This is a genomic window from Streptomyces sp. AK08-02 (assembly GCF_033795085.1).
GTDB lineage: Bacteria > Actinomycetota > Actinomycetes > Streptomycetales > Streptomycetaceae > Streptomyces > Streptomyces echiniscabiei.
In genome coordinates, this window is sequence record NZ_JARAZV010000004.1 from 18,463 (window position 1) to 44,979 (window position 26,517).

22 protein-coding genes and 2 pseudogenes are annotated in these 26,517 nt (G+C 69.8%); 12 read left to right on the forward strand and 12 right to left on the reverse strand.

Annotated elements, in window-relative coordinates:
• Positions 1-47: 47 nt before the first annotated feature.
• Both PV734_RS08945 and PV734_RS08950 read left to right on the forward strand, forming a co-directional pair.
• Positions 48-668, forward strand: coding sequence for a hypothetical protein (locus PV734_RS08945; RefSeq protein WP_319289209.1), 621 nt, complete (start codon positions 48-50; stop codon positions 666-668).
• On the forward strand, positions 665-892 hold the full coding sequence (locus PV734_RS08950) for a hypothetical protein (RefSeq protein ID WP_319289210.1): 228 nt from the start codon (positions 665-667) through the stop codon (positions 890-892). The genes PV734_RS08945 and PV734_RS08950 overlap by 4 nt, the downstream gene beginning before the upstream one ends.
• A 182-nt stretch (positions 893-1,074) precedes the next feature.
• Here the strand turns inward: PV734_RS08950 and PV734_RS08955 are convergent.
• Both PV734_RS08955 and PV734_RS08960 read right to left on the reverse strand, forming a co-directional pair.
• Positions 1,075-1,413: pseudogene (locus PV734_RS08955) on the reverse strand (GTP-binding protein); the annotation flags it as partial.
• Positions 1,414-1,482: 69 nt separating this feature from the next.
• Positions 1,483-2,445, reverse strand: coding sequence for a lysylphosphatidylglycerol synthase transmembrane domain-containing protein (locus PV734_RS08960; protein ID WP_319289211.1), 963 nt, complete (start codon positions 2,443-2,445; stop codon positions 1,483-1,485).
• A 149-nt stretch (positions 2,446-2,594) separates the two neighbouring features.
• Between PV734_RS08960 and PV734_RS08965 the strand changes: the two genes are divergently transcribed.
• Entirely contained in the window at positions 2,595-4,484 is a 1,890-nt protein-coding gene (locus PV734_RS08965; RefSeq protein ID WP_319289357.1) for an ABC transporter ATP-binding protein, read from the forward strand.
• Between the two features lie 132 nt (positions 4,485-4,616).
• Positions 4,617-5,840 carry a MalY/PatB family protein gene (locus PV734_RS08970; RefSeq protein ID WP_319091082.1) on the forward strand — a complete coding sequence of 408 codons (1,224 nt, stop codon included), beginning with the start codon at positions 4,617-4,619 and terminating at the stop codon, positions 5,838-5,840.
• Positions 5,841-5,865: 25 nt separating this feature from the next.
• Here the strand turns inward: PV734_RS08970 and PV734_RS08975 are convergent, their stop codons facing one another.
• Complete coding sequence (locus PV734_RS08975) at positions 5,866-7,359, reverse strand: DUF1996 domain-containing protein (RefSeq protein WP_319091081.1); 1,494 nt, start codon at positions 7,357-7,359, stop codon at positions 5,866-5,868.
• 307 nt (positions 7,360-7,666) lie between these two features.
• Between PV734_RS08975 and PV734_RS08980 the strand changes: the two genes are divergently transcribed.
• The 3 genes from PV734_RS08980 (at position 7,667) to PV734_RS08990 (ending at position 9,908) form a co-directional block, all read left to right on the forward strand.
• Positions 7,667-8,812: a molybdopterin-dependent oxidoreductase gene (locus PV734_RS08980; RefSeq protein ID WP_319289212.1), complete on the forward strand. Its 1,146-nt coding sequence runs from the start codon at positions 7,667-7,669 to the stop codon at positions 8,810-8,812.
• Positions 8,809-9,213: a hypothetical protein gene (locus tag PV734_RS08985; protein WP_319289213.1), complete on the forward strand. Its 405-nt coding sequence runs from the start codon at positions 8,809-8,811 to the stop codon at positions 9,211-9,213. Before PV734_RS08980 ends, PV734_RS08985 begins: the two co-directional genes overlap by 4 nt.
• A gap of 110 nt (positions 9,214-9,323) precedes the next feature.
• Positions 9,324-9,908, forward strand: coding sequence for a hypothetical protein (locus PV734_RS08990; RefSeq protein ID WP_319289214.1), 585 nt, complete (start codon positions 9,324-9,326; stop codon positions 9,906-9,908).
• Positions 9,909-9,910: 2 nt separating this feature from the next.
• Here PV734_RS08990 and PV734_RS08995 read toward each other — a convergent pair whose 3' ends face one another.
• Together PV734_RS08995 and PV734_RS09000 are read right to left on the reverse strand one after the other, a co-directional pair.
• Complete coding sequence (locus tag PV734_RS08995; RefSeq protein ID WP_319289215.1) at positions 9,911-10,126, reverse strand: tautomerase family protein; 216 nt, start codon at positions 10,124-10,126, stop codon at positions 9,911-9,913.
• Between the two features lie 80 nt (positions 10,127-10,206).
• The gene (locus tag PV734_RS09000; RefSeq protein ID WP_319091076.1) at positions 10,207-11,016 is read right to left on the reverse strand and encodes an SDR family oxidoreductase; all 810 of its coding nucleotides are present in this window, start codon (positions 11,014-11,016) and stop codon (positions 10,207-10,209) included.
• Between the two features lie 172 nt (positions 11,017-11,188).
• On the opposite strand from PV734_RS09000, the gene PV734_RS09005 reads away from it, so the two are divergent.
• Positions 11,189-12,049 (forward strand): helix-turn-helix transcriptional regulator, encoded by an 861-nt coding sequence (locus PV734_RS09005; RefSeq protein ID WP_319091075.1) that lies wholly within the window; start codon positions 11,189-11,191, stop codon positions 12,047-12,049.
• 57 nt (positions 12,050-12,106) lie between these two features.
• Positions 12,107-12,454 carry a deoxyxylulose-5-phosphate synthase gene (locus PV734_RS09010; protein ID WP_319091074.1) on the forward strand — a complete coding sequence of 116 codons (348 nt, stop codon included), beginning with the start codon at positions 12,107-12,109 and terminating at the stop codon, positions 12,452-12,454.
• Between the two features lie 58 nt (positions 12,455-12,512).
• On the opposite strand, the gene PV734_RS09015 is transcribed toward PV734_RS09010, so the two are convergent.
• Positions 12,513-13,367, reverse strand: a complete 855-nt coding sequence (locus PV734_RS09015) for a DUF5937 family protein (protein WP_319091073.1) — start codon at positions 13,365-13,367, stop codon at positions 12,513-12,515.
• Between the two features lie 376 nt (positions 13,368-13,743).
• Between PV734_RS09015 and PV734_RS09020 the strand changes: the two genes are divergently transcribed.
• Positions 13,744-14,160 (forward strand): hypothetical protein, encoded by a 417-nt coding sequence (locus PV734_RS09020; RefSeq protein ID WP_319091072.1) that lies wholly within the window; start codon positions 13,744-13,746, stop codon positions 14,158-14,160.
• Positions 14,161-14,641: 481 nt separating this feature from the next.
• Here PV734_RS09020 and PV734_RS09025 read toward each other — a convergent pair whose 3' ends face one another.
• The 5 genes and pseudogenes from PV734_RS09025 to PV734_RS09045 all read right to left on the reverse strand — a co-directional run.
• A complete protein-coding gene (locus tag PV734_RS09025; protein WP_319289358.1) occupies positions 14,642-16,642 on the reverse strand; it encodes an RICIN domain-containing protein in 2,001 nt (666 codons plus the stop codon).
• A gap of 17 nt (positions 16,643-16,659) precedes the next feature.
• Positions 16,660-17,712: an AbfB domain-containing protein gene (locus PV734_RS09030; protein WP_319289216.1), complete on the reverse strand. Its 1,053-nt coding sequence runs from the start codon at positions 17,710-17,712 to the stop codon at positions 16,660-16,662.
• Between the two features lie 209 nt (positions 17,713-17,921).
• Positions 17,922-19,070 carry a polysaccharide deacetylase family protein gene (locus PV734_RS09035; protein WP_319289217.1) on the reverse strand — a complete coding sequence of 383 codons (1,149 nt, stop codon included), beginning with the start codon at positions 19,068-19,070 and terminating at the stop codon, positions 17,922-17,924.
• A gap of 507 nt (positions 19,071-19,577) precedes the next feature.
• A complete protein-coding gene (locus PV734_RS09040) occupies positions 19,578-20,240 on the reverse strand; it encodes a hypothetical protein (RefSeq protein ID WP_319091069.1) in 663 nt (220 codons plus the stop codon).
• Between the two features lie 283 nt (positions 20,241-20,523).
• Positions 20,524-20,698: pseudogene (locus tag PV734_RS09045) on the reverse strand (transposase); the annotation flags it as partial.
• Positions 20,699-21,471: 773 nt separating this feature from the next.
• Between PV734_RS09045 and PV734_RS09050 the strand changes: the two are divergent.
• A complete protein-coding gene (locus PV734_RS09050; RefSeq protein ID WP_319289218.1) occupies positions 21,472-23,736 on the forward strand; it encodes an ATP-binding protein in 2,265 nt (754 codons plus the stop codon).
• Positions 23,737-23,765: 29 nt separating this feature from the next.
• Here PV734_RS09050 and PV734_RS09055 read toward each other — a convergent pair whose 3' ends face one another.
• On the reverse strand, positions 23,766-24,689 hold the full coding sequence (locus PV734_RS09055) for a LysR family transcriptional regulator (protein WP_319091067.1): 924 nt from the start codon (positions 24,687-24,689) through the stop codon (positions 23,766-23,768).
• Between the two features lie 172 nt (positions 24,690-24,861).
• On the opposite strand from PV734_RS09055, the gene PV734_RS09060 reads away from it, so the two are divergent.
• Positions 24,862-26,061, forward strand: coding sequence for a cysteine desulfurase-like protein (locus PV734_RS09060; RefSeq protein ID WP_319289219.1), 1,200 nt, complete (start codon positions 24,862-24,864; stop codon positions 26,059-26,061).
• Positions 26,062-26,517: the final 456 nt, after the last annotated feature.

The following is a 26,517-nucleotide window of genomic DNA, read 5'->3' on the forward strand; positions in this document are numbered from 1 at the left end:
GCAGACCTGAACGGCTTTGCTCGGGCAAGTTGAGGAAGCAGGTCGGCATGATGCAACAGACAACTCCGACGACATCCGAGACAGGAGGGCAGATCCAGCACGGCCGGTCTGGTGCACTCAAGCCTGTCGAGGCCGAGCCGGGCACCCTCGTGCACTCCAACGCCGATCGGCAGTTGGCCGTCGAACAATGGCTCTTGGCGACCCACCGGGCACCTGATCGGGCCCGCATGGAGTGGCAGGTGGCCAAGGTGGCGTTGCTGCCCCTGGGCACCCTCATGTCTGCCGTCCGGATCCCCGCGCACATGGTCGTGGCGGTCGCCGGCAGCGAGGAGCCCGAGGCCCTGGACGCGTTCCTCGACGAGGCACTCGACAGCGGCCCGGTCATCTGCGACCCGGGCGGGCGCCGGTACTACGCGCTGGTGCCCGGCACCATGCCCGAACGGTGGAGGGACGCGGCCGAGGAATGGCGGGCCCTCGGCGTGGACTGCCTGGGGCGGGACACGTACCTGGGAGTACCGACGGTCTGGGAAGTCGGGTTCGATCCCCAGACGATGGCCTCGTACTGGTCGGTCCCGATGCCCTCGGCCGGCGAACTGTGCGCGCCGCTCGCAGTGGCCAGGCTCATCGCCGCCGGGCAGGGTCGGCTCGCCGAGAGGGCGGAAGCGTGAGCAGCGTTCGCGGGGAGTATCAGGTCGAGGGCACCTTCGGGCACGTACAGCGCGTCGCCGCTGCCGGCGGGCATGCCGCGTATACGCGCTCACAGGCGGCGTACCGCACGTACATCAGCCACGGCACTGAATGCCTCGACTGCGGCGAGACCGCCCGGTGCACGGTGTCGGCCGAGCTGTGGCAGGCGTACAGCGAGGCGAAGAGAGAGGCCGACCAGGGATGAACGAGCGGCGCAAGATGATCCTGTACCTCGTCGCCCTGGCCGTGCTCGGCGTCGTCCTTATCGTGAGCATCGCCAACTGCGGTTGCCAGGGCAATCGCTGACGTGCACTCGAACTGAGCCCCGGTCACCCGTCCCACCTGGCGGGCTGCCGGGGCTCAGTTCGTCAATGGATGCCACTAGCAAGGTATCTGGTCGGAGATTCCGGAACTCTCGATGAGCAGGTAGTCGAAACGGCCCGCACGGGCCAGCTTCTCGACCTCCTCCAGGAGGTCGTCCCGGAGGGTGCAGCAGATGCAGCCGTTGGTCATCTCGACCAGCCGCTCCTCCGTACGAGAGAGGGCGCCGCCGTCCCGGACGAGGGACGCGTCGATGTTGATCTCGCTCATGTCGTTCACGATGACCGCGACCCGCAGGCCCTGACGGTTGCCGAGGACGTGGTTGAGCAGCGTCGTCTTTCCGGCGCCGAGGAAACCGGAGAGCACGGTCACGGGAAGACGGGAGTCACTGGAAGTGGTGGGCATGTCTGCGCACGCTAGCTTATTGGAAACCATTTTCACAAAATGTTTCCAGGGCTGCCTCCGAGGCGGCCGTCAGATCACCTTCAGCCGTACCAGCGCCCCCAGCGTCAGCGCCCCCGGCAGCAGCGGCACCCAGACGGTGATGATCCGGAACGCGAGCACCACGGCCGTGGCGACGGCCACCGGCCCGCCCACCGCGACCAGGGCCACGATCAGCGCCGCCTCGACCGAGCCGATACCGCCGGGCGTCGGGATCAGGGCGACGGCGACCGTCGCGGCGAGATACGCGAGCGCCATGTGCCAGGCCGGCACCGGCAGCCCCAGCGCCGTTCCCACCGCGGCCAGCCCGGCGGCCTGCAACGCCGGAAACGCCAGCGAGCCGCCCCACAGCGCCAGCGCCCTGGACGGCCGCATGTGCACCGAACGGGCCTCGCCGAGCGCCGTGCGCAGAAACGAGAGAACGGCGGTGCGCAGCCGCCGTACGGACACCAGCGCGCCGGCCGCCACCGACAGCACCACGCAGACGCCGATGAGCAGCGGGCCGAGCGCCGTGCCGGGAACGAGACTTCCGAGCCGCAGGGCGTGGGGGAACGCGATCAGCAGCGCGGCCAGCAGGCCCAGCCGGCCGACGATCTCCGCGAGCATGTACAGGGCGAGCGCCGCCGAGGACCGGGCCAGTGGCAGGCCGCACACCGTCATGAACCGCAGATTGACCGCCCCCGCGCCGAGCCCCGTCGGCAGCAGATGGTTGGCCGAGCCCGCCGCGAACTGGGTGGCGAGCAACCGCAGTCTGGGCAGCCGCTCCAGGACGGCTCCCTGCCGGCTGACGGCCGCGGCCACCCAGGTCAGACACGTCGCTCCGGCCGCCGCCAGCAGCCAGGGCCACTTGGCCGACGCCAGCTGGCCGAAGCCCTCCGCGAGCACCTGCCGGTGCCGCACCGCGACCACGGAGACGAGGAGGAGCGGGAGCAGGCAGAGAACCTGCCGTACCGGAAGGCGTCGGCGCCGGGCCGGGGGAGAGAAAACTGCTGTCACAACCGGAGAGGTTCTCCGTACCGCACCAACACCGGGTTGCGGACGCACGGCCACCGGCCGACGCGTCGGGCAACGGCGCGAGGACCTTCGCCCCAGGGTGCCGCGCTTGACCTCAAGGTTGCTTGAGGTCGTACGGTCACTGCATGAGTATGGAGACCACAGCCTGGATGCAGTTGCACAGCGTCATGAACGCCCAGCAGGACCGGCGCCCCTTCGCCCGCGCGACCCTGCGTCGCATCGCGGAGTTCGCCCGCCCGCACCGCCGCCGCATCATCCGCTTCGTCGTGCTGAGCGTTCTCACCGCGCTGCTCGCCGTGGCGACCCCCGTCCTCGCGGGCCGCGTCGTCGACACGATCGTGTCGGGCGGCGACGAGGGTACGGTCATCCGGCTCGCGCTGCTGATCGCGGTCATCGCGGTCGCCGAGGCGGTCCTCGGGATCCTCGGCCGCTGGCTCTCGTCCACGCTCGGGGAGGGACTCATCCTCGACCTGCGGACGGCCGTGTTCGATCATGTCCAGCGCATGCCGGTCGCGTTCTTCACCCGCACCCGCACCGGGGCACTGGTGTCCCGGCTCAACAACGACGTCATCGGCGCCCAGCGCGCGTTCAGCAACACCCTGTCCGGTGTGGTGAGCAACCTGGTCACCCTGGTGCTCACGCTCGCCGTGATGCTCACCCTGTCCTGGCAGATCACCCTGCTCGCCCTGGTGCTGCTGCCGGTGTTCGTCGTCCCCGCCCGGCGGATGGGCAGTCGGATGGCCAGGCTGCAGCGAGAGGCCGCCGACCTCAACGCGTCGATGGGGACCCGGATGACCGAGCGTTTCTCGGCCCCCGGCGCCACCCTCGTCAAGCTCTTCGGCCGGCCCGACGAGGAGTCCGCCCAGTTCGCGGCCCGCGCCCGCCGGGTACGCGACATCGGCGTACGGACGGCCCTGGCGCAGTCGGTCTTCATCACCGCCCTCACCCTGGTGTCGGCCCTCGCGCTCGCCCTGGTCTACGGGCTCGGCGGCTGGTTCGCACTGCGCGGCAGCCTGGAACCCGGCGCGGTCGTCTCGCTCGCCCTGCTCCTCACCCGTATGTACGCGCCGCTCACGTCGCTCGCAGGGGCGCGCGTCGAAGTGATGAGCGCCCTCGTGAGCTTCGAGCGCGTCTTCGAGGTGCTCGACCTGAAGCCCCTCATCGAGGAGAAGCCGGACGCCCGCGAGGCCCCCGAGGGTCCGGTCGCGGTGGAGTTCGACAACGTCCGCTTCGCCTACCCCGCCGCCGACCGCGTCTCCCTCGCCTCCCTGGAGGAGGTCGCCGCCCTGGACACCCGAGGCGGCACGGAGGTCCTGCACGGAGTCAGCTTCCGCGCCGAACCCGGCCAGACGATCGCCCTCGTGGGCACCTCCGGCGCCGGAAAGTCGACCATCGGACAACTCCTGCCCCGCCTGTACGACACCGACGAGGGTGCCGTACGCATCGGCGGCGTCGACGTCCGTGACCTGAGCGCCGCCTCCCTGCGCGCCACCCTCGGCATGGTCACCCAGGACGGCCACCTCTTCCACGACACCGTGCGCGCCAACCTGGTGCTGGCCCGCCCCACGGCGACGGACGACGAACTGTGGGAGGCGCTGACCCGCGCCCGCCTCGACGACCTGGTCCGTGCCCTGCCCGACGGCCTCGACACCGTGGTCGGTGAACGCGGCTACCGCCTCTCCGGCGGCGAACGCCAGCGCATGACCATCGCCCGGCTGCTGCTGGCCCGCCAGCGCGTCGTCATCCTCGACGAGGCGACGGCCCACCTCGACAACACCTCCGAGGCGGCGGTCCAGGAGGCCCTGACGGAGGCCCTGGCCGACCGCACGGCCGTGGTGATCGCCCACCGCCTCTCCACGATCCGCACGGCAGACCTGATCCTCGTGATCGAGTCCGGCCAGATCCTGGAACGCGGCACCCACGACGAACTGCTGGCCCTGGACGGACGGTACGCGGAGCTGTACCGGACACAGTTCACGCAGCGGCAAGGGGAGCCGGCGGAGGTGACGGGGGCCGTGTAGGGAGCGTTGTCAGTGGCGCATCAAGAAGGGTGTGCTTCCGGGCGCTTGCGTCGCGATCGCGATGGCGGTCCAATGCTGAAGGTGACGGCTTGTGGAGGGCGTGGTTCTGCTGGTGCCGGGTGCGGAGAGTCGATGAACCCTCTGGAGGAGCTCTCCCTCGAACAACTGCGTCGGCGCCGGAGCATGAAATGGCGTACGTATCCGGCCGACGTCCTGCCCCTGTGGGTGGCGGAGATGGACGTCCCGCTCGCGCCGGCCGTCGCGGACGCGCTGCACGAAGCTGTCGAGACCGGGGACACCGGGTACCCCGCCGGAACCGAGTTCGCCGAGTCGCTGGCCGAATTCGCCGCGCGGCGCTGGAAATGGCACGGGGTCGCCGTCGACCGGGTCGCCCTGATTCCGGACGTGATGATGGGCGCGGTCCAGGTACTGCGGCTGATCACCGAGCCCGGTGACCCGGTCGTCGTCAACTCCCCGGTGTACGCGCCCTTCTACGCCTTCGTCACCCACGACGACCGCCGGATCGTCGAAGCACCGCTCGGTCAGGACCGCCGGATCGACCTGGAAACGCTCGAAAGGACGTTCCGACATGCCCGGGAACAAGGGGGCAAAGGCGCGATCGCTTATCTCCTCAGCAATCCGCACAACCCGACCGGCACGGTCCACACCTATGAGGAACTCGCTGCCGTGGCCGCGCTGGCCCGCCGCTACGGAGTCCGTGTCGTCGCCGACGAGATCCACGCCCCGCTCGTACTGCCGGGCGCGGAGTTCACGCCCTACCTGAGCGTGCCCGGGGCCGAGGACGCCTTCTCGCTCATGTCGGCGACCAAGGGCTGGAACCTCGCCGGCATCAAGGCGGCGCTCGCCGTGGCCGGGACCGAGGCCGCCGCGGATCTGCGCCGGATGCCCGAGGAGGTGCACCACGGCGCCAGTTTCCTGGGCGTCATCGCCCACACGGCGGCCTTCCGGCACGGCGACGCGTGGCTCGACGCGCTGCTGGCCGGGCTCGACGCCAACCGCACCCTGCTGGGCCGGCTGATCGCCGAACACCTGCCCGGGGTCGGCTGCGCCGCACCGGAGGGAACCTATCTGGCGTGGCTCGACTGCCGGTCCCTCGCACTCACCCCGGACGAGGGAACCACGGACCTCGCGGTGGTCACCGACCTGACCGGGCCCGCGAGACTGTTCCTGGATCACGCCAGGGTGGCTCTCTCCTCCGGCCACATCTTCGGAACGGGAGGACCGGGGCACGTCCGCCTGAACTTCGCCACCTCCCGGTCCGTCCTCACCGAGGCGGTCACCCGCATGGGTCGCACCGCCGCTCTCCATTCGCGCCGACCGAATGGTCCCCGGTGAAGCTGCGACTACTCGGAGTACGAGGTCATCGGCACTTTCGGCCGGTGTTGACGCACTGGACCAGCTGGTTCATCAGGCTGTCGTCGAAGACGTTGATGAAGTCGCCGTGGTCCGTGATCGGCTTGTGCGTCTGCTCCGGGAAACCGTCCACCGCGTAGAACGGGCTTGTTTTTCCGTTGTCGCCCAGGCTGGGCGCCTTCACGTCGTAGACGAGGCGCTGGACCAGCTGTGGAATGGCCTTGAAACCGGTCGGACAGGCACCCGTCCGCCGGTCGGCGAACGCGACGTGCGTGCGGTGGTTGGCGCTGTCGATGTTCTGGCCGTCCCAGCAGCTCTGGAACGAGGACGTACGGACCAGGCTGCTGCCCCGGGGGCAGATCGGGTACCTGTCCGTCAGCTGCCGGTCCTCGAAGCCCGTACAGCTCCAGGCCGCGTTGGCGTTCGCGGTCCCGTTGGTGAACGCCTTGGCGTCACCGGTGATGATCCGCAGGAACTTGGGCATCGCCACCACCTTGCCGCGCGGGCTGCCGACGAAGTTCAGGGTGACCCGTGAGGCGGTCAGGATCCGGCCGGTGTTGCCCTCGGCGCCGCCGCCCAGCCGCTTGGCGTCGAACTCCCGGGTGCCGTCCTGCAGACGCAGCACGGGCCAGTAGTAGGTCGACTTGTCGCCCTGGTTGCGGCAACTCGTCGCGGCGGCGGCGAACTCCTCGTTGGTGGTGAACGCGTCGTTGTCCTGGTTGCCGACGTAGTCGTGCGTGTGGTGCGCGCCGTTTGTCACACCAGGGGCGACGATGATGTTGTCGGAGTTGTACAACTTGTTCGCGTTGACCCCGCACCGAGTGGTGAAGGTTCCCTTGGAAGCGCCGCGAGACGGGCGTGGGCTCCGTACGTTCGGCTGGACCTTGGTGATGTCCACGAAGTCGGCGGCCACCGGACCGTTGCCGGCATTTCCACCGTTGCCACCGTTTCCGTTCTGACCGGCGCCGTTGCCCTGCCCCTGTCCTTGCCCCTGGCCGGTGCCCTGCTGGTTGCCGGAGGTGCGCAGTGAACAGGCGGCGAGGGCTTCGAGGCCCTGCGGCCTTACGCCCGACCTGCCGATGGCGATCGCGATCCGGTCGATGGTCGCGGCCCGCTTGTTCCTGAGGGGTCCCATGATCGCGTTGTCGGCGAAGCCGCGGTCCTGCTGGATGGCACGGGCCGAGTTCCGCAGTCGTTGGTACGCCTCGGCCACCTGCTGGTCGAGGAGCGCGAGTTCCCTGTCGACCTGTTCTCGGGACCGGTCGGGGACCCCGGTCAGTTTCATGCGGACGTCCGGACAGCCGATGGTGGTGGCGCCGGCCGCCAGGACCTGGTTCGGCTGCCCCTGGGACGCGCGATACGACGAGCCCCCGTCGCCACCCTCGTGGGCGGACGCGTACACGTTGACCGCTATCAACCCTCCCGCCCCGAGAGCCAGTCCTGCCGCGGCGGCCACGGCCCGCCGCGTCGTCTTCGATCGCTTGCGCATATTGCGTCGCATGGAGTTCCTCTGCGGGTTTCGCATCAGGTGAGTGCGGGTGAATTCGGCTTGGTCCGTACGGACGCCGGACACGCCGTGGCAGGCAATTCGCTGTCAGGCATGAGGTGTTCGGCTGTGGCCATGGTTACGGGCGGGACGAGTGTGAGGGCGGGTCCGACGCGGCATGTCATGCCTCCGTAAGGACTTGGCGCTCCGCGGATCCGCTCAGGCGCCCGGCCGTTCCATTGCCCGAAGAGCCTGGTGCGCCGTCGAACGTCCCTGTTCCGTAAGGGTTCGATCGTTCCGAAACAGCCGTGCGCCGAGTGGGATGGAGGGCATGAAACCGAGTGTCTCTCCCCCTGAGTTCAGGGGCGGACTGCACGACGCCCGCACGGCGACCGTGATCGGTCGGTGGCTGGGGCCGGCATTCGTCCTGTGCTTCCTCACCGGCCTGGTCAGTCACCTCATGCAACACCCCCCTGGATGGCTGGCCGACAGCCTGCCGAGCCGCCCGTCGTGGGGCTATCGACTCACCCAGGGACTCCATGTCGCCTCGGGAACCGCGGCGGTGCCGCTGCTGCTGGCGAAGCTGTGGACGGTGTACCCGCGGTTGTTCGCCTGGCCGCCGTTGCGTTCGGCCCGGCATGCTCTGGAGCGGCTGTCGGTCGCCGTGCTCGTGGCAGGCGCCATATTCGAGCTGGCGACAGGGCTGCTCAACGCGGCCCAGTGGTATCCGTGGCCGTTCTCGTTCGTGCCCGTGCACTACGCGGTGGCATGGCTGGTCGTCGGGGCGCTGGTCCTGCACATCGCGGTCAAGGCGCCTGAGATCAAGGCGCATTGGAGCCGGCGGTCGCCCGGAACACTCGCACTGCCCACGCAGGACGGCCCGGACCGGCGTTCGCTGCTGGCCGCGGTGGGCGCGGCCGTCGGGGCCGTCACCCTCACCACCGTCGGACAGGCGTTCACCCCGTTGAAGGACTTCATCCTGTTCGCGCCCCGTGACCCGGACAAGGGGCCCCAGGGCCTGCCGGTAAACCGGACCGCCGCGGCGGCCGGGATCGGCCGCCTCTCCGACGAGGAGTACCGCCTGGTCGTGGCGGGTCCGCGCCCCTACACCCTCACCCTGGACGAGCTGCGTGCGCTGCCGCAGCACGAGGTGGAGTTGCCGATCGCCTGTGTGGAGGGCTGGAGCAAGTCGGCGCGCTGGACCGGCGTGCGTGTGGTGGACCTGCTGGAGCGCGCGGGGGCGCCGGAGCACGCGCGCGTGCGGGTGGTCTCGTTGCAGCTGCGCGGCGGCTACCGGGTGTCGGAGATGGGCCACGCGCACGCTCGTGACCCGCTCACCCTGCTCGCCCTGCGTCTGAACGGTGAGGAACTCGACCCCGACCACGGCTATCCGGTGCGGCTCATCGCCCCCAACCGGCCGGGTGTGCTGCAGACCAAGTGGGTCGGCCGACTGGAGGTGCCCGCATGAGGACGCTGCGGGTGGTGGCCGGAGCGGCGGGACTGGCGCTCATGGGGGTCGGCGTGTCCCTGCTGACGGACGTCCGCGACCTGCCCGGCGTACTGGTGTGGCTGGGCGGGGCGATCGTGCTGCACGACATGGTGATCGCCCCGGTGGTGCTGCTGATCGGGATGGCACTGGTGAGGGGCGGTGCACGCGGGCCCGTCCGCGCGGCGCTGCTGGTCGCGGGTGCGCTGACGGCGGTGGCGATGCCGGTACTGCTCAGGCCGGGCCGGAGGTCCAACTCGTCGGTGCTGCCGCTGGACTATCCGCGCAACTGGCTGGTCGCGCTGGTGGTCGTGGCGTCGGTGACGGCGGTGTGGCTGACCGTGCGGAAGGTCAGGGACAGTCGTGGCGGGCCCGTCGCATGAGCTTACGGGACATGAGCTTACGGAGTTCTTACGTGTGATGACCGGGGCCGTTCGAACAGCGGACGGCCGCCTAGCGTGACCCGATGCGATCCCTCCGTACCCTCCGTACCGTGCGCGTGACGGTTCTGGTCACCGCCGCTCCGCTCCTGCTGGCCGCCGCCGGTCTGATGCATCCCCGGCACCTGACGGCGGCGACGGCCGGCCACTGGGCCGGGCTGCACATCGTCCTGCTGCCCGTCTTCCCGCTCCTCGTCCTCGGACTGGTCGTCCCCCTGTGGGGCAGGCCGCGCCGAGACGCGGAGGGGGCCCTGACGGTTCTCTCGTGGGCCGGCTGCCTCTGGTTCGCCGCCTACTACTCCGGTCTTGACGCGGTGGCCGGCATCTCCGCCGGCACCGTGGTGGACCACGGCGTCCACGGCGCGGCCGGGCCCCTGTTCGCCGTCGGAGACGAACTGGGCAGGTCCGGTGTGTACGGGCTCGCCGTCGCCTCGTTCACCACCTGCGCGGTGCTGTGGCGACGGCACGGAGTGCGGGTGCTGCCGGGCGCCGCCGTGCTGTTCGCGGCCTGCTGGTCGTTCGTCGACAGCCACATCTTCTGGCCCAAGGGGGTGTTCACCATGCTCGGCTTCGCCGTGGCGTTCGCTCTCCTGACGCCGGCGGCGACCCGGCCCGCCGAGGACGCGCCGGTGCGGTGACCTCAGTTCTCCGGCGTTTGCTGGAGCGCGGCGAGGGTCAGCACGTTGCCGCCGAAGCCCCAGCCGCCGTCGGTGACCTCCTCGACCAGGACGAGGGTGGTGGCGCGGGCTCGTTCGCCGTAGACGTCGACGTAGAGCTCGGTCGCGCGGGTGATGATCTGCTCCTTCTGCTTCTCGGTGAGGGTGCCGGCGGGGACCTTGAAATTCGCGAACGGCATGACGGTTCTCTCTCTGCGTGGGGTTCTGTAAGGGAATTCGCGCGGGGCGTCGCGGGGGTGCTGCCGGCCGGTCGGCCGGGTCAGACGATGCCGCCGTTGGCACGGACGACCTGGCCGTTGATCCAGTGACCGGCGGGGGAGACCAGGAAGGCGACGGTCTCGGCGATGTCGGCCGGCGTCCCGAGCCGTTCCAACGGTGGCTGTGCGGCCAGCCGGGCCACCGCCTCCTCGTCCTTGCCGTCGAGGAACAGGTCGGTGGCGGTGGGGCCGGGCGCCACGGCGTTGACGGTCACGTCCCGGCCGCGCAGCTCGCGGGCCAGGATGAGCGTCGTCGCCTCCACCGCGCCCTTGCTCGCGCTGTAGGCGCCGTAACCGGGGAACGCCAGCCCCACCACGGACGTGGAGAACATGACGACCGCCCCTCCCCGGCGCACCGTGCGGGCGGCCTGCTGGGCGACGACGAAGGTGCCGCGGATGTTGGTGCGGTGCAGCGCGTCCAGTTCCGTCAGATCCAGGTCGGCGATGAGCGCCGTATGGGCTCGGCCGGCCGCGTGGACGACGACGTCGACACCGCCGTACTCCGACCTGGCGGTGGCGAACAGGGCGGCCACCGCCCGCTCGTCGGCGACGTCGGCGCGTACGGCGACGGCTCGGCCGCCCGCGGCGGTGACCTCTTCGACGGCGGCCTCGGCGAGGTCCTGGTTGCCCGCGTAGCCGACCACCACCGCGAATCCGTCGGCGGCCAGTCGGGCCACGGTTCGGCGCCCGATTCCCCGGGAGCCGCCGGTGACGACGGCGACGCGCGGACGATCGGGGTCGGGGGCGGAGTCGATCGAACCGGCGGCACCGACATCACCGGTGTCGCCGGCCGTGGGATGCGAACTGGGCATGAAAATCTCCGTTGTGCGCAGTGGATGTGGTGTGGGCTGCGGGCCCGAAGCCGTCGGCTCGGCCCGCCACGCACACCACAGTCGTCCGGGGCGGGCCGATCAGCCAGGGCTCTGTCCACCCTGGGGTCGGCGTCCCCTGGCTGCGCCCGGACCCGCGCGTGATGATGGGAAGGTGAACCTTCCAGAGCTCGCCGCGTTCCTGAGGTCCCGGCGCGACCGTGTACGGCCCTCCGACGTCGGACTGCCCACCGGGCCGCGCCGCCGGGTCCCCGGCCTGCGACGTGAGGAGGTCGCCCAGCTGGCCGGTCTGTCGGCGGACTACTACACCGAGCTCGAACGCGGAGGCGCCGTCCAGCCCTCGGCGCAGGTGCTGGCCGCGCTGGCACGGGCACTGCGGCTCGGCGGCGACGAACGCGACCACCTGTTCCACCTCGCCGACCGGCCCGTCCCCTCGACGGCCCACAGCCCGAACGCCCACGCCCAGCCGGCCCTCCTCGGTCTGCTCGACAGGCTCACCACGACGCCCGCTCAGATCATCACCGACCTGCACGAGACCCTCGTACAGAACGAGCTCGCCGCCGCACTGGTCGGCCGCGCTCCCGCGCGGCGCGGTGCGGCGGCGAGCTTCGTGCACCGGTGGTTCACCGACCCCGCGTCCCGCTCGGTCTACCCCGCCGAGGACCACCCGCAGCACTCCCGGGCCTTCGTCGCCGACCTCCAGGCCGTCGCGGCCCGGCGCGGCCGGGATCCGGAGGTCGCCGCAATGGTCGCCGAACTACGGCGCCGCAGCGAGGAGTTCGCCGCCCTGTGGGACACGCACGACGTGGCCCTGCGGCGGACCGACCACAAACGCATCGTCCACCCCACCCTGGGGGTCGTCGAACTCGACTGCCACACCCTGTTCAGCGAGGACGGACGCCAGCGCCTCCTGTGGTTCAGCTCCCCACCCGGCACGGAGGGCGCCGCCCAGCTGGAACTGCTCTCCGTCATCGGGACCCAGGACATGTCCAGCGACGAGAGCACCCTCCGGTAGGCGGAACCCGTCGGAAACTCCGTCGAGTTCCGTCCGGCCGGCGCCTACCCTGCTGCCATGTCCCGCGCGAAGACCTCGTACGTCTGCTTGCCCTGCCGGGCCTCGTACAAGCAGCCCTACGACCCGGACCGCCAGCGGAGCTGCCCCCGCTGCGCCCGGCCGCTGATCCACGTGGGCTCCGCCTTCGCCGCACCCCGCCGCCGGGACACCGCGGCCTGGCGGACGCTGTCCGTGCTGCTGCACGCGGGCGTCCGCTTCCACAAAAGCTGCTGTGGTGGGCCCGGTTACCGCCCCCGCACCCTCAGGGAGGTGCGCGAGCGGATGACGTACGCCCGACGCGTCGGCGAGCCCTTCGCGAGGTCGCTCGTACGGTACGCGCTGCCCTCTGCTCCGCGACGCGGCTGAGAGCTACGACCGCGTACGAGACCCCGGTCCCTGCGGAGGCGGACAGGCCTCAACTCCCTTAGTCACAGCCCGAGTCGACCGATCGACCGTCGGCTTCACCGGACGGTGTACCGCATCCCGCCGTCATGTTCCCTGCTGCGCGCCCAAGAAGGGCCGCCCCCAGTGTGGTGAGGGTGTGCAGGGCGCTGTTGGCGTTCCGGTGGGTGGTGATGAGGCCGGAGTCCCGCAAGGCCGTGGTGTGGTGGGTGGCGGTTCCGGTGGAGACGCCGGCCCGGCGTGCCGCCTCACCGGTGGTGACCCCGGTGGCGGCGGCTCGCAGGATGACGGCGCGGGTACGGCCGAGGAGGGCGTTCAGGGCGGCCTCGTTGTGGGGGCGGGCAGCCGTCAGCACATGGTGGACGGCGTAGACGAGCACCGGCGGAAGTCCCGGGTCCGCCAGGGCTATGGGTGACTTCCAGCAGAAGTAGGACGGGATGAGCAGCAGCCCGCGGCCGTTCAGATACACGTCGTTCTCGTCGGGGTAGTCCGGGACCTCCAGTACCGGGTGCCGCCAGCGGACCGCCGGTGAGAGGCCGGCCAGGAGTCCGTCCGTTCCCTCGGCCAGCAGGTTCCGGGCGTGACGGGCGCGCTCCGCCTGGAAGGTCTCCCGGATGTCCTCCTCCTGGGGAGCGATGACGGTCCGGTGATACGCGCGCAGCAGGTTCACCAGGTCGCCGCGCAGCGACTTCTCGGCGACGCGTGACGTCCAGGACGGCGCCCGGCTCGCCCGCGCGGCCATGGCCATCTCATGGTTCACCTGCCCCTCGGGCGTCGCGAGTATGGCCTCCAGCGCGGGCTCAAGACCGTCGACGCCTTCGAACGGCGTGAGAAAGTCGGCGAAATAGCGCGCGCGGGGGAAGAGCGGCAGCAACATCGTTCTCACCGGTTGCGCGAGACCGGTTTCCTCAAGATTCCCGCAGGCGCGTTCATACCAATCCGCGTAGTTCCATCTGCCACTTCGGGTCTGGAATCTGTGGAGGCTGCAGGCGATCTCCCACAACGGATGAGGCGAGGGTGCCACCCGTGTGCGCGCCAAGTCCTCGGCACTGAAATGGAAGCGGAGCATCCGCTGACTCCCCCCAGATGCACCTGCGAATCTTCACTGGAATCGAATGAGCATGACAGTTCGAGTCGGGCGTTGGGAACATGCCTTCAAGCCAGCCACAAAGGAAACACCGGGACGGTTCTGTAGCGACCGTAATTCGGCGACTGGAATTCGATCACCATTCTTCGAACGGAAAGGACAGATCATGGGTCGTATACGGGAGAGAGGGCTCCGTACACGTCGGCTGGGTATCCTGGCCGCGAGCACGCTGTTCCTCTCTTTTCTGGTGCCGGTCACCGCGTCGGCGAGCACCGCCGGGGCCGACCAGGCGGCGGTCACCTGTTACGGCGGATCGGTGGCGATCAATCTGCCGCCGAACGGCTACAGCGGCACCTACACGACGAGTTCGCGCTGCAACGACATCAACCTGCGGATCGACTCCGGCGGCAGCCAGTGGGTGGCCGTGTGCTGGGCCGCTCATGGCTACTGCCAGGACCACTGGACCCTGGTCACGGAGGACGCCGGCTACAAGGTGGTGGCCAGTGACGTGCTGAACAGCACCACGTTCTACTTCGTGACCACGAACGGCGGCGGCACCCGCAGCGGGCGTACGGCCTACTGAGGCCCGAAGCCCGCCGACCAGGAAGCCGCGACCCACACCGGACGGGCACGCATGCGGCGCACCACGTCGGACGTGGTGCGTCGCACGGGTCTGCGCCGTCCGCCGGACGTACGAACGGTCGGCATCGGGTCGGACGGATTCCGGCTTGCTGACCCGCACCGCGGCAGGATGCCTGCTGCCCCGCCCCGCGCCCTGCTCGGAAGGCTTGCTGCGTGGCTCGGCTCCCGCACGACATCTCCCGCACCCGGTCGCCGAGAACGCGCTCGCGCAGATCCGCCGGAGCATCCGCTCGACCGGGGCGAGCGAGTCGACCTCGGTCGGGCAGGCGTCCGCCCGTACCGGGTCGTCGACATCATCCGGCCCCTGGTGGCGGAGACCTGGCAGGTTGCCGGCCGTCCCACCCGGCGCACGGCACCGCCCGCCGCCGGGACCGGTTCGACGGCCGGCCCGGCGACGGGCAGTGCAGGAGGTGCGCCTCAGGTCAGTTGAGGGTCCACTGCTGGTTGGTCTGGCCGTTGCAGGTCCACAGGACCAGCTTGGTGCCGTTGGCGGTCGCGGCTGCCTCGGCGTCGAGGCACAGTCCCGACAGATTGTTGGTGATCGTGCCGTCGGAGTGGACGGTCCATTTCTGGTTGGTGCCGTCGTTGCAGTTCCAGATGATGACCTTGGTGCCGTTGGTGGTTCCGGCGGCGTTGGCGTCCAGGCACTTGTTGCCGTAGACGACGAGCTCGCCGCGCGAGGTCTGGGTGAAGGTCTCGTTCCGTCCGCCGAAGCAGTCCCACAGGAGGGCCTGGGAGCCGTCGGTGATGGTGTTCTTCTCCAGGCCGGCGCAGCGGTTCGAGGCGGCGCCGACGAGGGCGACGCCGTTGGTGCCGGGAATGTCCTGGACCCGGATCGCGTCGATGTCGGGCGCGGTGGCGCCGGAGACCGCGGCGAAGCGCACGGTGTTGGTGCCCTTGGCGAGGTGCGCCAGTACGGACACGGTCCGGTACGTGGAGGCAGAGCCTGTCGGTGGGAAGGAGACCACGGACGTGTACTGGCCGTTGACCTGGATGGTCGCCTTGCGGGCCGTGCTGCCGCTGTTGGCGTAGGTGATGTCCACCAGCTCGGTGCCGGCCGCGCCGGTCGTCACGGCACTGAAGGTGGGTGTGGTGGCCGTGCTGGTGTCCTCGTAGGTCGACCCGGACGCCTCGGTGCCGGTGACGGTGAGCAGGACGGCGTCGCCGGCCGGCACGGTCGCGGAGTAACTCGTGCCGTAGGAACCGGCGTTGGTACCGGTCCAGGCGTTGCGCACCGACGCCGAGGCGTTGGTCAGGCCGAGGTCGGCCCAGCGCACGGTCATGGACGCCGACGCGGACGTACGGTTGAGCAGCAGCACCGCGCGCTTGCCCGTGCCGGCGAGGACCTTGCCGTACACCTGCAGGTTGCGGCTGTCCTCGGCGACCTTGACGCCCTGCAGGCCGCGCGGGTCCTGGTCGACGGCGATGACCTCGGGGTTGGTGAGGATGTCGCGGGTGGCGGTGCTCATCGTGGCCAGGTTGTTGCCGGCCAGCAGCGGGGCGCCGGAGATCGCCCACAGGCCCATGTGCAGCCGGTTCTGGGCCGCGGTCAGGCCGTTCATGCCGACCATCAGCATGTCGGGGTCGTTGTAGTAGCCGGTGTGCTGGGCGGCCGGGTGCAGGCCCCGGTCGAAGTTGGTGAGCATCAGGGAGGTGGTCGGGGTCTGGCCCCACAGGATGACGTCGGTGCTGGTGCGCCACAGGTCGCCGTAGCCGGTGGCCCAGTTCCACGGCAGTCCGCTGCCCCACTCGCAGAAGGACAGCACGAGCCGGTGTCCGGTGACGGCGGTGGCGGCCTCGTTGGCGGCGGCGATCGCCTTGTACGTCGTCTCCGGGTCGAGGCCCTCCACCCGGCCGCCGCACCAGTCGATCTTGACGTAGTCGAAGCCCCAGCGCTGGAAGGTCTCCAGGTCCTGCTGGTAGTGGCCCTCCATGCCGGTGTTGGGCGCGGCGGGGCGGGTGGTGGGGTAGTAGTAGCCGCAGCCCTGCTTGCCGGCGTCCGTGTAGATGCCGGCCTTGAGCCCCTTGCTGTGGATGTAGTCGGCGACGGCCTGCATGCCGCTCGGCCACAGGTTCGCGTCGACGGCGATGGAGCCGTCGGCGTTGCGGGCGCCCTGCCACCAGCCGTCGTCGAGGTTGACGTACTGGTAGCCGGCCGTCGCCATGCCGGAGGAGACCAGGGCGTCCGTCTGCTGCTTGATGACGGTGGAGTCGATGCTGCTGGCGAAGCTGTTCCAGGACGCCCAGCCCATCGACGGCGGGGTGACGGCGGCCTGCGTGGTGCTGACCGCGGCCGGCTCGGCGGACAGCGGCGCCGACGGATCGTGGTGGGCCAGGACTGCCAGTCCGGCCAGGGTGAGAGCGAGAGCGAGGACGCGCGCCGTGATGCGCCTGGCCCAGCCCCGCGCGGGGGTGTGCGACATGAGGGTGCCTTCCATGGTCAGTAGCCGACGCGGAAGGTCGCGTCCTGCTTCTCGGTGGTGGTGGAGATCGGGTCGATGCGTAGGACGTAGTTGGAGTGCCGGATGTAGCGGGTGGGGTTGTTGTACGAGCGGAAGGAGGCCCAGCTCGCGTCCGCGAGACCCGCCGTGCGGTGGAAGGTCGCGTCGGCGGCGAAGGTCGAGGTGCCGTCGTCCGTGTCCAGTTGGAGGGCGTAGTCGTAGTGCCGCAGGTAGTGGTCGGGGTGGTTGACCGACCGGAAGGAGACTCCGGAGCTGTCGGCCAGGCCCGGGACGAGGGTCCACAGGGAGTCCTTGTACGGCTCGACGGGGTACTCGTCGATGCGGCCCGCGTAGTCGGAGTGGCGGACGTAACGCGCCGGGTAGTTGTAGGACTTGAGCCGGTTCCAGGCCGGTGCGCCCCACTTCGCGAGCAGGTTGTCGTACTCGGCCGTCGTGATCGTGGTGATGCCGCAGTGCTTGGAGTTGACCGGCTGGGTGTAGGTCTTCTGGTCCAGGGTGGTCCAGGCGCCGGAGGCCAGGCTGCTGGACCGCCAGGCGTAGAAGACGCCGATGACCGCGTACTGGCCCCGGCCCGCGTCCCAGAACGCCTCGGGCGCCCAGCTGTGGGTCGTCATGTCGTGCAGCTTCAGACGCCGGTAGCCGGTGAAGGTGCGCAGGTCGGCGGAGTCCCAGACATGGATGTACTGGCTGTTGTAGCTCCAGTCCGTGCCCTTGAGGTCGGTGGCGAGCACCACGAACGTGCCGTCCTGCCTGCGCGTCAGGAACGGGTCGCGCAGGCCGAGGGCGCCGGCGGTGGGGGTGACCAGCGGGTCGTTCTGGTTGAGCGGGGTCCAGTTGAGGCCGTCGGGGCTCACGGCCAGGTGGAGGCCGTAGTCGGTACCGTCGCCGAGGTTGGTCGACTCGGTGAAGTAGACCATCGCGTACGCCGAGTCGGCGGCCTGCGCGGTGCCCGCGCCGAGGGTCAGGGCGAGCGGCACGGCGGCCGTCATGCCCAGGAGGCCACGGCGGGACAGGTGGGGGTTTGAGCTCATCGTGCTCTCCAAGGTGGCGTGCGGGGGCACCTCGACTGACCGGGATTTCGAACGTGGTTCGGTAAATCGGTCAGAAGGTAGGGCCTGGCCATGGGCGCGTCAATCGTCCTGTCACTCTTGTGTGATTCCTTTGTGCTTGAGGTGCGGGGGAGTGCCCCGGGGTGGGCGGGGCGGCGCCGGGTGCAGCCGAAGTCGATCTTGAGAAGTGGTCACATGGTGGCACGTAGGTGACTGACCGTGACGAAATGGTAGCCGTCGGCGGTGAGGGTGCGCAGGATCCGCGGGACCGCCGCGACCGACGTCGGGTGGATGTCGTGCATGAGGACGACGTCGTTGCGCTTCACCTTGCCGATGACGCTCTGCGCGACCTTCGCGGCGTCGGGGTACTTCCAGTCCTCGGTGTCCAGGGTCCACAGCACCGGGGAGAGCGTGGTGGCGCCGCGGACGGTGCTGTTGACGGCGCCGTAGGGCGGGCGGAAGAGGACGGGCTCCTTGCCGGTCGCGGCCTTGATGGCTGCGCTGGTGCGGTTGAGCTGGTGGGCGACCTGTCCGGAGGTGAGTTTGGTGAGGTCGGGATGGCTCCAGGAGTGGTTGCCCGCCTCGTGGCCGGCGCGGGACTCCGCGCGGACCAGGTCGGGGTGGGCGGCGACGTTCTGGCCGACTGTGAAGAAGGTGGCCCGGGCCCGGTACCGTGCGAGATATGTCAGCAGGGTCGCGGTCTCCGGGGCTGCGGGGCCGTCGTCGAAGGTCAGGGCGACGCACACGACTTTCCCGCAGTCGGTGTCGTCGTCGCCGGAGGCCGTGTGGGTGGGGACGACGGGAGTGGGGGTGGCTGCCGCCCCGAGGTCGAGTGAGTCGGACGGCTGTTCGGTCTGCTGCTGGGCGCGCTTGCCGAAGGGGGACAGCCAGGGGGTGACCGTCGCCCTGGAGAGGGTCACCACGTAGGAGCCGGCAGGGGCGGCGCCGACCGAGCCCCGGGCGAAGGTCACCCGCAGTCCGCCGTCGGCGGTGAAGGTCATGTCGTTCAGGAGATCGACGAGGCCCGACCGGCCGGCGAACGCCCCGTCCACCGTGTCCGCGTCCGTGCCCTCCCGGCCCTTGAGCTGCTTCTTCAAAGCGGCGACGAGGGCGTCCTGCGAGCCGTCGGCGATGAGCGCGAGGGGCAGGCGGTATGCGCCCGCCTGTCCGTCGTACCAGTAGGTGCGTGTGTCCAGCCCGTTCCCTGCCGACGTGCCGTCCTGAGTGCTGAGCCGTACGCCGAGGACGTCCCCGGAGGCGACCAGGATGCCCAGCGCCGGCCGGGTTGTCGGCCCCGCCCTGTTTGTCAGCGTCACTCCGTCGGAGCGCAGGACGGTCATGACACTCTCTCCTCGTTCGTGCGTACTTCGTTTTCGTCGCTGAGCGCGGTGAAGACGACCTGGTCTTCCTCGGGCCCACGGCATGCCCTGCGGATCGAGAACTCCGAATGGATCTGCAAGAGAGTCGGACGCGCCCTGGCTAAGGCGTCGTTCGCGCCGCCGTCGGCCATCCGGCGTCGACGGCACCTGACCCGCTGTACCGGGACTGTCCGCGACCGCACAGTCCTGCCTCCGATCCGGCGCGTGTTCAACCAGGCGATCAAGGGCGCGGACCTCGGAGCGGACCACTTCCTCCAGCCAACCGGCCGGGCGCGCCGGAATCTGCGCCCGGTCGGCCCGCTCGACATGCCCAGCCATCACGTGGTCGTCGCCGCAGCGGAACGGGTTGAACTGCGGCTTCGGGGGATGGCCGAATCAGACTTCCTCGGCGGCGGAGGACTGACGAGGTGGGGGACGTGTTTCCATGTCCTCCACCCCGCCTTCAGTCCCGCGGGTCGTACTCGGCGCTCAGAAGCGGCCGAGGAAGTTGAACGACTGGTAGTGGTCGAACGTCGCGTAGACGTTGCCGGTGCTGGGGTTGCGTATGAGACGGCTCCCGCTGCGCGCCGCTCCCGGCCTCTGGTAGGCGTCCAAGTCGTACTCCACGTACGGCGCGGGGCTGCCGGGGTGGCTGGAGTGGGCACGCGATGACGATGCTCCCCGGTTCTGCTCCGCCCAGCTGAGGAGCCCGTCGCTGTCGTCGTAGCGCCCGCCGGTGTACACGAACTCGTTGGCGTGCTGACGGCTGTCCCAGTACCCGTACCACTGGTCACCCTGTGACGCGGGCGGCCAGCCGGAGCCGCCGTGGTAGATGAGGGTGGGGACGCTGCTGCTCGCGCCGGTCCGGATCATGTCGTGCCGGTCGGTCTGGTGGTTGGCCCAGAAGTCCGCGGCCCGGACGGCGTTGTCCCACTGATGCTCGGATACGCTGGGCGGCGGGGCCTGGTTGCAGACGGAGTTGCAGTTGCCCGGCGGCGTCTGCGCGGACGCGCTGCCGCCCCCGGCGACGAGGCCGCCGGTGAGGGCCACCAGCACGCTCGCAGCGATCATCACCCGGTGGCGCCCACGGGTACGGGGGCGTCTGCCGGGCGCCGCCTCCGGCGCGGGGGTTTGTGTGAGGGAGGAAGACAACTCGTGCTCCTTGGCTTGTCCGATGGTCCCGAATCTGTTCGCCCCGCTGTCGCGGGGGCGACCGGTCGGGAGGAACGCCGGTGCGTTCCGCGCTCCCCGCACCGCATGGCCGGGGGGGGGCTTGCACCAGCTTCGGCCGGGGGGCGCGCCGATTCATCGGTAGTCCTACGGAACAGCTACCTAGTAGGACTCCGTCAGGTCGTTCTGGATCTTGGATCCTGGCTGGTGGTGGATGTTCTGGGCAGGGGGCGGCGGTAGGTGGTGCGGGTGTCGGTCCAGCAGTTCAGCAGGTCCTGGAGGGCGTCGAGGGTCTGGTAGAGGGTGAGTCCGGCGTGGGCGGCGGTGACCAGGGTGACGCGGTGATGCCGGCCGTTCCAGGAGCGGCCCTCGAAGTGGTCCAGACCAAGGCCGTGGTTGAGTTCCCGGTAGTCGTGCTCGATGCGCCAGCGGATCTTGGCGTGAACACCTCGGGACGCTCCGCGGAACGGTCGGCCCGAAGCTGATCGGACGTATCCGGTCCCCAGCGGGTGTCCAGGGCCGGCACCGGAGCGGTCCTGCACGCCAAACCCGGTCCCAAATATCAGGTCTTTACAGCATTCATCTTTATATGTGGTACATAGATCAATGTGTCTATCCGTTCCTGTCATCTCGACGTCGGGGAACTCAACGCCGAGGTCCGGACGGACCACCGGTGTTCCGGTGACGATGGCGACGTCACGTTCTTGGCGCCGTCCTACGCCGACGCACCGCGTGGCGTGTGTCCGACCGCCGATGTTGATGCCGGCGACCGCTCCCTGGGTATTGACCACCAGCGACTGACGCAACCGCGGAAACGGCCAGGGCAGCCAGGACGACGACGCCGAACTGAAGCGGATGGTCGCGATCGGGGAGACGCTCGCCCGGGGGCCGTCGGGGTGGATTCCCACCGGGCCGGAGGCGAACGCCCGGGCGGTCGAGAGGGGCCGCCGGCGCTTGGAGGCAGGCGCCCGAGACGCCGGGGGCCGTCGCCCGCCACCGCCACGCATTCAGCGGAGGCGAGTCGTGCGTCAGTTCGGGGACTGCCAGGGATACGGGTCAAGCCTATGTCTCACGAGACGGTTCGGTCAGCACCGGTTCCCGGCTGTCGGTGTCCGAAGGTGGCCTGCGGAACATGACGGGCACGAGGAGAAGGGGGAACGGCCTGCCTGCTCCGCTCACGAGTTTCGTGGGACGAGGGCGGGAGGTTGCCGAGGTGCGGCGTCTGCTGGGGGCGGCGCGGCTGGTGACGCTGACCGGAGCGGGCGGGGTGGGCAAGACCCGGCTGGCCCGGGAGACGGCCGCAGCGTCGTCGAAGGCGTTCCCGGACGGGGTGTGGCTGGTCGGCCTGGCCTCTGTGCACGAACCGGCTGCCGTGCCGGGAGTGGCCGGAGCCGCGCTGGGTCTGTCCGACCAAGGTGTCCGGCCGGTCCGTGAGCAGCTCGCCGCCCATCTGTCCGGGCGCCGGGTGCTGCTGGTGCTGGACAACTGCGAGCATCTGCTCGACGCGTGCGCGGAACTGGCACAGGAACTGCTGGAGGCGGCGCCCGGGTTGCGGGTCCTGGCCACCAGCCGGGAGCCCTTGGCGCTGACGGGTGAGCACGTCTTTCCGGTTCCGGCGCTCGACGGGCCGGAAGCGGCAGAGCTGTTGCGGGACCGGACCTCGGCAGTGCGACCGGGCTTCCAGGTCACCGACGAGAACAGGAAAACAGTCAGTCGCTTGTGCGCGGATCTGGACGGGTTGCCGCTTGCGATCGAGCTGGCCGCCTCCCGGCTGCGCACCCTGTCGGTGGAACAGGTGGCGGAACGGCTGGAGGACCGGTTCGCACTGCTCACGGCCGGCAGTCGAACGGCGCGACCCCATCAGCGAACGCTGCGCGCGGCCATCGACTGGAGCTGGGATCTGTGCACCCCCGCGGAACAGGTGCTGTGGGCCCGGTTGTCGGTGTTCGCCGGGAGTTTCACGCTGGACGCCGTCGAGGACGTGTGCACGGGCGGGGCAGTCGAGCGGAGTGATGTCGTGGACCTGCTGGACAGGCTGGTCAATCAGTCGCTGGTGGAGTGCGCCCATCACGGAGGAGCGCCCCGTTACCGGCTGCTGGAGACCATTCGCCAGTACGGGTGCGAGCGTTTGACCGACGACGCCCGCGAGGACCAGCGGGTGCGGCGATGGCACCGTGACTTCTATCTCGCCCTGGCCAAGAGCCTCCACGAGAACTGGTGCAACCCGCGGCCGCGTCAGCCGGAGATCCTGGCACGGCTACGGGCCGAGCACGGCAATCTGCTGACAGCCTTGGCGTACCGGAACGTGCCGTCGACGCTGAACTCGGCGATGCCGCGCGACGCGTCCTGTTGCGATGACCCGCAGGCCACGCTGGCATTGGCCGACGCCCTCCTCTATTACTGGGTCGCGGGTGGATTCCGCAGCGAGGGACGGCGGCAGCTGGAGAGAGCTCTCACGGAGGCGCCAGACCCCACTCCGGCGCGGGCTCACGCATTGGTGGCGGCCGCGCACATGGCGCTGTTGCAGTCCGACCTGTCGGCAGCGGACGGGTGGCTGACGGAGGCCGGCGCACTTGCCGAGCGGCTGGGCGAACCAGCCCTCTCCGCCCGTGTGCGCGGCTACTGGGGCGTGTCGACGCTGTTCCAGGGCCGGGTAGCGGAAGCGTTCTCCCATGTGGAGCAGGCAGTGGCTGACCACACCGCACTCGGTGACCGGTTCGGCACGGTGACCTGGCTGTGCACACTGGCCATCGTCAGCAACGCGGCCGAGAACCCGCGCGCGCCCCAGATCGCGCGGGAAGCCCTCGCGGCCGCTGAGACCCACGGTGAGCAATGGGCCCGTGCTCATCTGCTCATGGCCATGGGCCGTCGTGCCTGGACACTGGGCGAACTGTCGGAGGCCGACACCTTGGCGCGGTCCGCACTGGAGGCGTTGCGGGGCTTCGACGACACCTTCGGCATCGCCAAGATGGTGGAGCAGCTGGCCTGGATCACCGCTTCAGGCGGTGACCATCGGCGGGCCGGCCGCCTCCTGGGTCTGGCGCGGTCGCTACGCCACGACATCGACGTCACCATCGCCATGGGCGAGCCGCAGGACACGGAGTTCCATGACCGCTGCTCGACCGAGGTGCGCCAGGCTCTGGGCCATGACGGGTACGAACAGGCGCTGCAGGACGGCGCCGCGCTCGACGGCGCTGCCGCAGCCATCGACTACGCCCTGGAGAGCCAGACCGAGACCGGTGCCCGTACGACCCGTCCGGACGCGGCTACGGCATCCGAGAGCCCACTGACCCGCAGGGAGGAGCAGGTAGCCGCACTGGTGGCCCTGGGCATGACCAACCGGCGGATCGCCGCCGAACTCGTGCTGTCGCCACGCACCATCGACAGTCACGTCGACCGAATCCTGACCAAACTCAGTTTCTCCTCCCGGGCCCAGATCGCCGCGTGGTGGGCGGCACAATCGGTAGCCGGTCCGTAGAACCGTCAGGACCCGGACTTCTCGACCCCCTACAACCGGACTCTCCCCAAAGCCTCGTTCAGCAACGTGACCAACTCGTTGATGATGGGGAGGCGGGTGCCTGGTCTGCTCACGGCGAGGATCTCGCGGTGGAGGGTCGTGGCTCCGGGTGGAAGGACAACCCGTTCGACTCCGGACCTGTCCTTCTCTCCGCTGATGAGAGTCGCTGGGATCAGTCCCACCGCCAAACCGGATCTGATCATGGCAAGCATGCTGTGCAGGTCCTCGGTTTCCAGCGTGACGTCGGGAGAGATCCCCAGTTCTCCGGCCCAGCGATGCAGCAGACGCCGATCGGGACTGTGTGTGTGGCCCGACGTCCATTCCATCTCAAGGCATTCCGCCAGGTCCATCGGGCGACGTTCCTGCCGGGTGCCCGTGACAAGGACCAGCGGTTCGTGCCCCACAGAAGTGATGGTCCACTCACCGGAGGCGGTCGGTGGGTCCTCGGGCAGGTACCGGTAGGCGATGAGTAGGTCGAGGTCACCCGATTTGACCTTGGGCAACCCTTTGTCCGTCTCCACGATGATGAGGCGGATGCGGGGGCTGAAGCCACGAGGCTTGAGAACGGACAGGATCCCGGGGAGCAGGTGACTCATCGCGCTGGGATAGGCACCGACGCGCAGTTCGGCGATTTCACGGTTCGAGATGCCGTTGGCAGTGTCCTGGAATCGGGCGGTCGCGTCGAAGAGCGTCTCGGCCGCTTGCGCGAGGGAGCGGCCGGCCGCTGTGAGGATCAGCCGGCTGCCCGGGCGGCGGAGGACCAGCTCGATGCCCATGTCACGCTCCAGCGCGGCGATGTGCTGGGACACCGCGGAGGGTACGTAGCCGAGAGCTGCCGCAGCTTCGGCCATGGAGCCACGGTCCACCACGGCCATGAACGTGGACAAAAGCTTCAGATCCGGCTGAGACTTCACGACTCGTGAACTTTCCCTTCTCGATCCATCGCTTTACGTGTTCTTCCACCGGTGCCAGAGTCTAGGCAACGGGCCGGAAGGGCGCGCCCCACCCGCACTGTCGTCCTCGCTGTCGCCGGCAGTCGGCAGCCGTTCGCAGGATCGGTCCCCACTTCTGCAGAAAGCCGAGGCCATGGCCATCGACCTGACCGCTCTCCGGGCCCACTTCCCCTCCCTCGACCACGGCCTCGTCTTCTTCGACGGCCCGGGCGGGACCCAGACCCCCCGCCCCGTCGCCGACGCCATCACCGCGACGCTGACCGGCCCCCTCTCCAACCGGGGTGTTGTCAGCCCGTCCGAGCTGAACGCCGAGCGCGCCGTCACGGAGTTCCGCGCCGCCTACGCCGACCTGCTCAGCATGCCTGCCGATGGCATCGTCCACGGGCGCAGCGCCACCCAGCTCACGTACGACTTCTCCCGTCACCTGGCCAAGGGCTGGAAGGCGGGCGACGAGATCGTCCTCAGCCGCCTGGACCACGACTGCAACGTCCGCCCCTGGGTCCAGGCGGCCGAGCGCGCGGGAGTGACGGTCCGCTGGATCGAGATCGACGCCGGGACGACGGAGCTGGACCTCGATTCGTTCGAGCGGGCGCTGTCGCCCCGGACCCGGCTGGTCGCGGTCACAGCGGCCTCGAACGTGCTGGGCACCAAGCCGCCGGTACGCCGGATCGCCGACCGGGCCCACGAGGTCGGCGCCCTGGTGTACGTGGACGGGGTGCACTACGCCGCCCATCACTTGGTGGACGTGCCCGCGATGGGTGCGGACCTGTTCGTCTGCTCGCCGTACAAGCTCCTCGGACCGCACTGCGGCGTGCTCGCAGGAGCGCCCGGCCTCCTCGAAACCCTCCAGCCGGACAAGCTCCTGCCGTCCCCCGACACCGTGCCGGAGCGCTTCGAGTTCGGCACGCTGCCCTACGAGATCCTGGCGGGAGCCACGGCCTCCGTGGAGTTCCTCGCCGCGATCGACCCGGGTGCAGGAGCCACGCGCAGGGAGCGGCTCGCACATTCTCTGGGCTCTCTGCACGAGCACGAGCAGACGCTGCGTACGACGCTGCACGACGGTCTGCGCGCTCTGGGTGATCTCGTCACCGTGCACTCGAAGGCGGCCGACCGTACCCCGACCCTCCTGATGACTCTCGAAGGCCGCGATGCCCGCGAGGCCCAGGCGCGCCTGGCCGCACGCGGCATCCTGGCCCCCGCCGGGTCGTTCTACGCGTACGAGCCCTTCGCCGCCTTGAAGCTGCAGGACCCCGCCCTGCGGGTGGGCCTGGCACCGTACAACACTGCCGACGACGTGGACAGACTCCTCGACGGTCTCTCCTCCCTTCTCTGAAGCCTGACCCGAATGCGGTCGTCGCGAGCACAGCCGCACGAACAAGGACGGCTCTGCCCAGGTGTCCTGCCCGGAGGACGCGAGCCGCCACGGCAGAGAAGTCGACGGCCCATCACCGCTGACTTCACAGCAACCCCTGAGCACTGACCGCGTTTTCGGTTCATGGTCGGCGCTTCCGTGTACCGGAGGGTGGCGAGTCGGGATGTGTCCGGGCGACTGGAATCCACTGTTCGCCAGGGCGAGGGTGCGCCGGTCCGCCGTCCGAGATGGCTCGACGGACAGCTGTGACCAGCCCTTTCGTTCGCTCCCGAGCCTGTCGTGTAATGGTTGTAGTGCCCCGCACGGTTACATCAGTCTGTCCGTATGCCTGCTTCGATACTCGGTGCCCCGGGGCGTCTGCCTCCGCGGCACAGAATGCCCTTGCCCTCCGGCCATGCGCGGCTGTCCCTCCCCCAT